We start from the raw sequence: 9,561 nt of genomic DNA on the forward strand, positions 1-9,561 counted from the left end.
ACGCCGTCTGCGTTTCTCCGGCCCTAAGACATCAATCATCTGTACTCCAATGACTAGTCTAAAAACTAGTATTAAGACTATCACTTATTTAAGTGATACTGGTTGTCTGGAGATTCAGGGGGCCAGTCTACCAGCGTTGCGCAAACCTGCTCTATTCGACAATTTCCACATAAACCATCGGTATAAACGAAACCATAAAAATGAAATGCTGTTTTCATAAAAAATAAAATTGAAGGTTCATTTTATAAACCAGACATTACCTCCTACGCTTCTGTGCGTTTTTAATTTATGCTTTCATAGAATTATGTCTGCATCACGGGAAGAACAAAATGGATAATGCTGTTGATCGCCACGTTTTTTATATTTCTGATGGTACGGCAATAACTGCGGAGGTATTAGGACACGCAGTAATGTCACAATTTCCCGTCACTATCAGCAGCATTACGCTGCCGTTTGTCGAAAATGAGAGCCGTGCACGGGCAGTGAAGGATCAGATTGACGCAATTTATCACCAGACAGGTGTGCGCCCGCTGGTCTTCTACTCCATCGTGTTGCCGGAGATTCGCGCCATCATCTTGCAAAGTGAAGGCTTTTGCCAGGATATCGTTCAGGCGCTGGTTGCCCCGCTACAACAAGAGATGAAACTGGATCCAACGCCGATTGCTCATCGTACCCATGGCCTTAACCCTAATAATCTCAATAAATATGATGCGCGCATTGCGGCGATTGATTACACCCTTGCCCACGATGACGGCATTTCGTTGCGCAATCTGGATCAGGCTCAGGTGATCCTGCTCGGTGTTTCTCGCTGTGGTAAAACCCCCACCAGTCTGTATCTGGCAATGCAATTTGGTATCCGCACGGCAAACTACCCCTTTATTGCCGACGATATGGATAATCTGGTGCTACCCGCGTCGCTCAAACCGCTTCAGCATAAATTGTTCGGCCTGACTATCGACCCGGAACGTCTGGCGGCGATTCGCGAGGAACGTCGGGAGAACAGTCGCTATGCCTCGCTTCGTCAGTGCAGAATGGAAGTCGCGGAAGTGGAAGCCTTGTACCGTAAAAATCAGATCCCGTGGATTAACAGTACCAATTATTCGGTAGAAGAGATTGCCACCAAGATCCTCGATATCATGGGCCTTAGTCGCCGAATGTACTAGAGAACTAGTGCGCTGGTTTGTTTTTTGTTATCATGCTAACCACCCGGCGAGGTGTGACACACCTCGCACTTGAAATCAGCTGCGATTGGTTTATCGTGATGCGCATCACTTCCCGGTAGTCCTGCCGTAGAAGCAACAAATTTCTGAGACTTGTAATGAACAGAACTGACGAACTCCGTACTGCGCGTATTGAGAGCCTGGTAACGCCCGCCGAACTCGCGCTACGGTATCCCGTAACGCCTGGCGTCGCCACCCATGTCACCGACTCCCGCCGCAGAATTGAAAAAATACTGAATGGTGAAGATAAGCGACTGTTGGTCATTATTGGCCCCTGCTCGATCCACGATCTCACCGCTGCAATGGAGTACGCCACCCGTCTGCAGTCGCTGCGCAACCAGTACCAGTCACGGCTGGAAATCGTAATGCGCACCTATTTTGAAAAACCACGAACTGTTGTCGGCTGGAAAGGGCTAATCTCCGATCCGGATTTAAACGGCAGCTATCGGGTAAATCACGGTCTGGAGCTGGCGCGCAAATTACTTTTACAGGTAAATGAGCTGGGTGTCCCTACCGCGACTGAGTTTCTCGATATGGTGACCGGTCAGTTTATTGCTGATTTAATCAGTTGGGGCGCGATTGGCGCTCGTACTACCGAAAGTCAGATCCACCGCGAAATGGCTTCAGCACTCTCCTGTCCGGTAGGTTTTAAAAATGGTACCGATGGCAACACGCGGATTGCCGTGGATGCTATCCGCGCAGCCCGCGCCAGCCATATGTTCCTCTCGCCAGACAAAAATGGTCAGATGACCATCTATCAGACCAGCGGCAACCCGTATGGCCACATTATTATGCGTGGCGGCAAAAAACCGAATTATCATGCCGATGATATCGCCGCAGCCTGCGATACGCTGCACGAGTTTGATTTACCTGAACATCTGGTGGTGGATTTCAGCCACGGTAACTGCCAGAAGCAGCACCGTCGCCAGTTAGAAGTTTGTGAGGATATTTGTCAGCAAATCCGCAATGGCTCTACGGCGATTGCTGGAATTATGGCGGAAAGTTTCCTGCGCGAAGGAACGCAAAAAATCGTCGGCGGTCAGCCGCTCACTTACGGTCAATCCATTACCGACCCGTGTCTGGGCTGGGAAGATACCGAACGCCTGGTCGAAAAACTCGCCTCTGCGGTAGATACCCGCTTCTGAATGCGTGCCCATTCCTGATGGGATGGGCATTTCTGCGCAACTTGTTGTCTTCTCAACACATTACTGCTTGCTCTGGCCTGCCATAATATTGATAATAAGAATCATTGTTATATCAATTATTATTAATTTTTATGCGTTATACGGATAGCAGAAAACTCACGCCTGAAACGGATGCCAATCACAAGACCGCTTCCCCGCAGCCCATCCGGCGAATTACCAGCCAGACACTGTTAGGTCCGGATGGCAAACTGATTATCGATCATGACGGGCAAGAATATCTGCTCCGTAAAACTCAGGCTGGCAAGCTGCTGTTAACTAAGTAGCCTTTAACTCGAGCAGCTGACTTCCAGCCGTTTACCCCAGTCAGGTGGACGACTGACATAGTCATCATCTCTGTCGCTGAAAGGATTTCGCAACGCCTCATGCAGGCGGTGCAATTCCATCATATCACCCTTTTCTGCCGCTTCAATCGCCCGTTGCGCCAACCAGTTGCGCAATACCAGAGCTGGGTTAACGCTTTGTATCAGTTGCTGACGCTCACTATCGCTAACCTCGTCTTGTTGCAAACGCCCCCGATAACGGGCAAACCAGTCATCAAATGCCGCACGATCAATAAACTCATCACGTAGCGGTGACGCCGCGCTGTGCTGCTCGGTCAGACTCAGCATGCGGAATGTGCGGGTATAATCGCTGCGCTCTCGCGCCATCAGACTGAATAATTCATTCAGTAGCGCGTTATCCTCTTTTTGCTCCGTCATGAAGCCCAGTTTCTGCCGCATCCGTTGTCCATAATGCGTCAACAAAACCTGCTGATAGCTGTCCAGGGCCTCATTCAGGGCATCTACGGCAACAAATGGTGACAATGTCTGCGCCAGACGCTGTAAATTCCACAACGCGACAGCAGGTTGATTATCAAAGCTATAACGCCCTTGATGATCCGAGTGATTACAAATAAAACCGGGTTCGTAATCATCAAGAAAACCAAACGGCCCGTAATCAAGCGTCAGTCCCAGCAGCGACATGTTGTCGGTATTCATCACCCCATGTGCAAAGCCGACCGTCTGCCATTGGGCAATTAACGACGCGGTACGTGCGACAACATCGCTAAACCAGAGACGGTATTTGTCCTCATCATCTTCAAGATGTGACCAGTAATGACGAATAGCAAAGTCAGCTAACTGACGAACCTTTTCCGACTCGCGGCGGTAGTAAAAATGTTCGAAATGACCAAAGCGCAGATGACTTGGTGCCACACGCATCAGCATCGCGCCTGGCTCCGCCGTTTCCCGATACACTGGCGAATCGCTGGTGACGATACTTAACGCGCGGGTCGTCGGAATGCCCAGATAATGCATCGCCTCACTGGCGAGACTTTCTCGTATCGTCGAACGTAAAACCGCCCGTCCATCACCCATTCGCGAATAAGGCGTCAGGCCAGCACCTTTCAGATGCCAGTCCATTGTAGTGCCATCAGCAAGCAGTTGTTCGCCGAGTAAAATGCCGCGCCCATCACCCAGTTGGCCCGCCCAGACGCCGAACTGATGACCACTGTAAACCTGCGCCAGTGGTGACATACCAGGCAGTAGGGCTTCGCCGCCCCAGACACCTGCGCCATTTTTAAACAGCGACGATGGAATACTCAGCGTGTTAGCCAGTTCGATATTATGCCAAATCAGCCGGGCATTATTTAAAGGCGTAGGGGAAAGTGCTGTATAGGTTTCTGGCAATTCATCGCGCCAGCGGGTAACAAAAGACAGGGTCATAGATCCTCCTGTTTGATAGTGTAGACGGTTACTCTCGTCTTAAACACCAGCAAACAGAAGGGTTATCGCTGAACCAACGTCGTTATCTGATTTATGGGAACGGCAGGCCACAGGCATCCCTGGAGAGCATGGAAATCGAAGGGGGTAATCTGTGCCAATATTTCTGCCGTATCAATGCCTCCCGCAATGATGCAATTGCAACAAGGGGAAATTTGCGCCTGGATCGCACGAATAAACGGTTCGAAGGAGCGGTGCGTGATTTGTTGCTGAATAAAACTTTTATCCAGCATGACGCGGGTGAAAAGACCATCAAAAACCGCTTTCATTGTGCTATTGCCTGCTCCCAAATTACCTAACACAAGGGGATACACTTGCGATAAGGATAAAAGACCGCGATTATCTTTTCCTTCATTGAGATGCGGGTAATTCTCATTAATCAACAGTTCAATAAACGGATATTTTAATAGTTCGCCTGCGTAATTATCCCTCTCTAATAATAATGTAGCCACTTGTGGCGTTAAATTAAGCCAGGCAAAGAGTTTATGTTGAATAAAAAAATGTTGGCATGATTTTAGTAATTCCAACTGCTCTGAAAATAATTGCCAATGTTGCTCCTCGGTAAGTTGCGCTATAACCCGACTCGTCGGGATACGCACCGTGCCATCTTCACTGGAGAAATGGGTAATTAACTCAACGCCGACAAGGACTTGCTGGTTATCTCTTATCGGCAGGAAATAGCAATCAGAATGATAAAGATTCTCCAAAAAAATCTTCATGGTAACCGTCCCTCTCGAAGGATGTTTTTCAGTATCCGGCTAAAAGGGATGAGGCCATAAGACATAACAATTACAGAAGGAGTAACTTTCATTTGTTCCATGTTAACCACTTTTTCAGGGGTCTTTTTTTAGATTATCCTGATTATAAACGAATAATCCATTTACGGAATTTTTGTCTGCAAAATACTACTGTATTCAGGAGTAAATGGACGGCGATGTATCATCGCCGTCCATTTTTCGACATACTAGATTCGTCTCGCCTGCCAGAAATTTTTCTGCCAATAGACATTATCAAGTGAGGAACGCATCACTCCCTTGCTGGTAGAGGCGTGGATAAATTGGTTGTTGGTATCGTAAATACCTACATGCAAACCATTTTGTCCGGACCCCGTTTTGAAAAAGACCAGGTCACCTGGCAGCAACTTGTCTTTATCAATTTGCGTGCCAATAGAGGCTTGTTGTTTGGTTTCACGGGGCAGCTGCAAATCGAAACGATCGCGCATCGTCACAACCACAAATCCCGAACAGTCCACACCGCGCCGCGTCATGCCACCATAACGATACGGCGTGCCATGCCAGCTTTGTAGCTGGTCGTTCAAACCGGCAATAACGGTAATCGAATCAGAAAGTCTGGCATTTGGCGGCGGTGCTTTATGGTGGCTACACCCGGCCAGAAACAGTGCTGTGATCAAAATAAGGCAGAAACGCATTCCGTACGGTTCCTCTGTTTTTTATTCTTGCATTAATTTAGCGTCGTAATTACCCGATTTTCAAGATACTAATGAAATCAGATGGTCAAAATCAGCATTCTGTGACCTTCGATATCCAGACGGCGAAAATTCATCCCATAGGCCTGCGCCAGATTTGGCGGCGTGAGCACCTCTTCTCTGCGTCCACTGGCCAGCATTTTTCCACCTTTTAGCAACCACGCCCGATGCGCATGACGCAACGTGTGGTTGAGATCGTGACTGCTCATCACAATCGCCAGTCCTTGCTGACACAGCGCGCTCAGAATTTTGTCTAACGCACTTTGTTGCGCAACATCAAGACTGTTCATCGGCTCATCAAGAAGCAGCAATTGGCCTGCGGGATTGGCTTGTGGTGTGATTTGCAACACCACCGCAGCAAGACCTACGCGTTGCCATTCACCGCCGGAAAGTTGATTGGTGCTACGACCGAGTTTGTCATCAAGAGCCAGCGCCCCTGCGACATCATTCAGTAGTTCGGTACGCGTTTTATCGTGCTGATGCAGTGTCAGGTAGTGCCAGACCGGCATTGCAAACGGCGGCGTCTGCTGTTGTGAAAGATAGGCGCGATGCAGCGCGAGTTTTGTTGCGGACCATGCTTCCAGGGGTTGCCCCGCGAACTGAATTCTTCCCTTACCGCTGGTCATTCCGGCCATTCGTGCAAGCAAGGTACTCTTACCCGCGCCATTCGGCCCCACCAGGTGCAGGATCTCCCCAGCCCGAACCTCGCCAGAAAGTGGCCCTAGGCGGGTAGATTCCGCAACATCCTGTAACTGCATCACAATAGACATTATTTTGCCAACGCCAGTTTAATGCTTTCCATCACAATGGGGTCTTCCGGCGTCATATCCGGGGAAAAACGCTGGATGACCAATCCGTCCCTGCCAACTAAAAATTTCTCAAAATTCCATAAAATATCATCAGGGTACAGCGGTGCACGACCTTTGCTGACCATACGGGCATAGAATCCGCTCTCTTCCGGCGCGACTGCGGTCGGCGCTGCGGCAATCAATTTTTGATACAGCGGATGGCGTCCTTCGCCGTTAACTTCAATCTTACTGAACATCGGGAACGTCACCCCCCATGTGGTGGTACAGTAAGTTTTAATCTCTTCATCGCTGCCCGGTTCTTGTTCCAGAAACTGGTTGCACGGGAATCCCAGCACCACAAAACCTCGATCGGCCCAGGCTTTCTGAATATTCTCCAACTGCTCATATTGCGGCGTTAAGCCACACTTTGAGGCGACATTGACAATCAACAGCACATTACCGGCGTACTTCTCCAGCGTGGTCACTTCACCGTCGATATCTTTCACTACGGTCGTCAGAATGGAATCTTGCATCGTTTCTCCTGGGTGTGGTCAGTAAAAATCTTAGCTTTTAATCATAGACCGTCTTTTTGCGGCTAACGTCTTGCTTTTAACAATAACCAGATAAACACCGGCGCACCCAACGTTGCGGTGACCACGCCAATAAGCAGCTCTGCGGCAGCTAATGCCAGGCGCGCTACAATATCGGCCAGCAGCAATGCGCTCGCCCCTGCCAGCGCGCAGCCGGGAAGTAATACGCGATGATCGGTTAAACCACACAACCGAAGAATATGTGGGATCACCAGACCAATAAAGCCGATAGCACCCGCCAGCGCCACACTGACGCCAACCATCCAGCCGGTCGCGGCCACCAGCACATTGCGCCAGAACCACAGGGGTAAACCCAGTTGCCGCGCCGAGATCTCGCCAAGTGCTAACATATTCATCGGCCTGGACTGACAACAGATCCACAACAACACGGGGATCAATGCCAGCATCAGCCAGCTTTGCCGCCAGTCTACGCCGCCAAAACCGCCCATCATCCAGTACATCAGCTGACGTAAATCAACAGAGGTGGAAAAGTAGATAGCCCACGTCATTAGTGCGCTACAGATAATCCCTAATGCAACGCCAGCCAGCAATAACCGACTGGTCGAAAGATGACGACGGGCGAAACGTAAGAGTATTAAAGTAATGATAAGCGCGCCAGCAATCGCACACAGCCCTAGCGCCCAGTTGGGGAGTTGCCCTTGCCCAAGCAATACCGCGGCGATAAGCCCCACGCCTGCGCCGTTAGAGACGCCAAGTAGTCCAGGTTCTGCCAGAGGATTTTCAAACAACGCCTGCATTACAGCGCCGGATATAGCCAGCGCCGCACCAACCAACAATACAGCCAGCGTACGTGGCAGGCGAATTTGCCAGACGAACAGTTCGCCACGAGGAGTAAACCAGTCACCTAGCGAGATCCATTGTTCACCGGCGCAAAGGCTTAAAAGAAGCGCCAGCAGCATCAAAACTGACAGGCATAATAACCAGCGAATATTTTGTCGCTGTTGTTGGCGGGCAAGTGTCAGCATGGTATCCGTTCTGCTGAAGTGTCATGGCGTTGATTTTACGGTGACTCTTCGACAGTGAAAAGAAAAAAAGGCCGCAGAGCGGCCATAAACACAAGTAAAAATCAACAAGTTAGATAATTATCAAAGACTTACAGACACACAAAAACACAGCCAACCACAACAAATAACAGGGATGTGGTCACTTTGTGGATCATATCGCCGCCATAAATTTACTTAATAACAGTAACCACAGCCACAAGCACGGCCATCGCAGACAGGACAATACCTGTGAGTAACCAAGTCTGATTTGCAAATGATTTCTGAAGTTCAGTACGATGCTCAGCCATCTCAACTTTCAGAGACTGGCGTAAATCAGCCATCTCAGACTTCAGGGATTGGCGCGATTCTGCCATCTCAAGCCTCAACCCTTCGCGAATCTCCAGTACATCAGATTTGGTAGCAAAGGATTCGCTTCTTGTGGTGAGAGTAATCAGGTTGTTTTTGATTTCAGTCACATCACTTTCCAGGCAACTGACCCGCCGTTCAAGGTCGTCATTCATGCCATCACCTCCATCATTACCACTTCCTGTTACTTGGTTGTTGGATACATTATAGGCATTCTCTTTCTTTTTTCTGAACCGCGAAATATGTGCAACATTCTCTGCCATCACTTCTCATCACCCTGCTTGCCTACCCAGTTCATAAAGGCCCGGGCCGAGTAACGATGAACAAACCCACATCTGTTACAGGTAAGTCGGAATTCATAGTTATGGATATTTTCCCGATCATGTCCCTCATATCCCGGATACCCAGTAAATGGACCGATGTAATCAAGCATAACAAAAGTGCCTAAATCACACTCCTCAGCAGTTTTCGGCTCAGGCCCCACCTCAACAATATTCGTCAAATACATGTACATATCCGTATCGCCACACGACAAACATTTTTCATTCGTAGACGACTCATTGAGAAAACGCGCAAAATTATCGAGCGTTGCCATTCTTTTAAGTTCATCTAAATGAAACTTCACTCTTAAGCACCTCCTAGTGGATTAAACCTCACCGCATCCTGCAGGTAATCCGGCGCAAGATGGGCATAAATCATCGTTGTCTGAATCTTTGCGTGCCCCAGAATTTTCTGGAGCGTCAGAATATTGCCGCCGTTCATCATGTGAACCGCCCCGGGAATCCTGGAGACTAAACTCCCTGAGAAAGAGGTAAACAGGATGACTAAAAATACTCGTTTTTCCCCCGAAGTCCGTCAGAGGGCGATTCGTATGGTTCTGGAAAGTCAGGGCGAATATGACTCACAGTGGGCGGCAATTTGTTCCATTGCCCCAAAGATTGGCTGTACACCGGAGACTCTGCGTGTCTGGGTACGCCAGCATGAGCGGGATACCGGAGGCGGTGATGGCGGGCTCACCACCGCTGAACGTCAGCGTCTGAAAGAGCTGGAACGTGAAAATCGTGAACTGCGCCGCAGTAACGATATCCTTCGCCAGGCTTCCGCTTATTTTGCGAAGGCGGAGTTCGACCGCCTCTGGAAAA

The 9,561-nt window shown here is 49.3% G+C and carries 12 protein-coding genes and 2 pseudogenes; 5 read left to right on the forward strand and 9 right to left on the reverse strand.

Annotated elements, in window-relative coordinates:
- From BHE85_RS27035 to hemP, 4 genes are all read left to right on the forward strand, one after another.
- Positions 1 to 220: hypothetical protein (locus BHE85_RS27035; protein WP_371440897.1), on the forward strand; the 220-nt coding region annotated here is incomplete at its 5' end.
- 109 nt (positions 221 to 329) lie between these two features.
- On the forward strand, positions 330 to 1,163 hold the full coding sequence (gene ppsR / locus BHE85_RS05740; protein ID WP_000368051.1) for a posphoenolpyruvate synthetase regulatory kinase/phosphorylase PpsR: 834 nt from the start codon (positions 330 to 332) through the stop codon (positions 1,161 to 1,163).
- Positions 1,164 to 1,318: 155 nt separating this feature from the next.
- Positions 1,319 to 2,365, forward strand: a complete 1,047-nt coding sequence (aroH, locus tag BHE85_RS05745) for a 3-deoxy-7-phosphoheptulonate synthase AroH (protein WP_001082226.1) — start codon at positions 1,319 to 1,321, stop codon at positions 2,363 to 2,365.
- A 131-nt stretch (positions 2,366 to 2,496) separates the two neighbouring features.
- Positions 2,497 to 2,688, forward strand: a complete 192-nt coding sequence (hemP, locus tag BHE85_RS05750; protein ID WP_001270810.1) for a hemin uptake protein HemP — start codon at positions 2,497 to 2,499, stop codon at positions 2,686 to 2,688.
- Between the two features lie 3 nt (positions 2,689 to 2,691).
- On the opposite strand, the gene selO is transcribed toward hemP, so the two are convergent.
- The 9 genes and pseudogenes from selO to BHE85_RS05795 form a co-directional block, all read right to left on the reverse strand.
- On the reverse strand, positions 2,692 to 4,128 hold the full coding sequence (gene selO / locus BHE85_RS05755; RefSeq protein ID WP_000175693.1) for a protein adenylyltransferase SelO: 1,437 nt from the start codon (positions 4,126 to 4,128) through the stop codon (positions 2,692 to 2,694).
- A 62-nt stretch (positions 4,129 to 4,190) separates the two neighbouring features.
- The gene (ydiV, locus tag BHE85_RS05760) at positions 4,191 to 4,904 is read right to left on the reverse strand and encodes an anti-FlhDC factor (protein ID WP_001300634.1); all 714 of its coding nucleotides are present in this window, start codon (positions 4,902 to 4,904) and stop codon (positions 4,191 to 4,193) included.
- A 245-nt stretch (positions 4,905 to 5,149) separates the two neighbouring features.
- Positions 5,150 to 5,614 carry an NlpC/P60 family protein gene (locus BHE85_RS05765; protein WP_001209786.1) on the reverse strand — a complete coding sequence of 155 codons (465 nt, stop codon included), beginning with the start codon at positions 5,612 to 5,614 and terminating at the stop codon, positions 5,150 to 5,152.
- A gap of 77 nt (positions 5,615 to 5,691) precedes the next feature.
- A complete protein-coding gene (btuD, locus tag BHE85_RS05770; RefSeq protein ID WP_039064116.1) occupies positions 5,692 to 6,441 on the reverse strand; it encodes a vitamin B12 ABC transporter ATP-binding protein BtuD in 750 nt (249 codons plus the stop codon).
- Positions 6,441 to 6,992: a bifunctional thioredoxin/glutathione peroxidase gene (gene btuE, locus BHE85_RS05775; protein WP_001154187.1), complete on the reverse strand. Its 552-nt coding sequence runs from the start codon at positions 6,990 to 6,992 to the stop codon at positions 6,441 to 6,443. Before btuE ends, btuD begins: the two co-directional genes overlap by 1 nt.
- Positions 6,993 to 7,054: 62 nt before the next feature.
- Entirely contained in the window at positions 7,055 to 8,035 is a 981-nt protein-coding gene (gene btuC / locus BHE85_RS05780; RefSeq protein ID WP_000956507.1) for a vitamin B12 ABC transporter permease BtuC, read from the reverse strand.
- A 209-nt stretch (positions 8,036 to 8,244) separates the two neighbouring features.
- Positions 8,245 to 8,682, reverse strand: a complete 438-nt coding sequence (locus tag BHE85_RS05785; protein ID WP_000829983.1) for a hypothetical protein — start codon at positions 8,680 to 8,682, stop codon at positions 8,245 to 8,247.
- Positions 8,682 to 9,044, reverse strand: coding sequence for a hypothetical protein (locus BHE85_RS05790; protein WP_000668483.1), 363 nt, complete (start codon positions 9,042 to 9,044; stop codon positions 8,682 to 8,684). Before BHE85_RS05790 ends, BHE85_RS05785 begins: the two co-directional genes overlap by 1 nt.
- 2 nt (positions 9,045 to 9,046) lie before the next feature.
- Positions 9,047 to 9,184: pseudogene (locus BHE85_RS05795) on the reverse strand (tyrosine-type recombinase/integrase); the annotation flags it as partial.
- A 55-nt stretch (positions 9,185 to 9,239) separates the two neighbouring features.
- Here BHE85_RS05795 and BHE85_RS05800 point away from each other — a divergent pair.
- A pseudogene (locus tag BHE85_RS05800) lies at positions 9,240 to 9,561 on the forward strand (transposase); the annotation flags it as partial.

Source organism: Shigella sp. FC1567 (genome assembly GCF_001743015.1).
Lineage (GTDB): Bacteria > Pseudomonadota > Gammaproteobacteria > Enterobacterales > Enterobacteriaceae > Escherichia > Escherichia coli.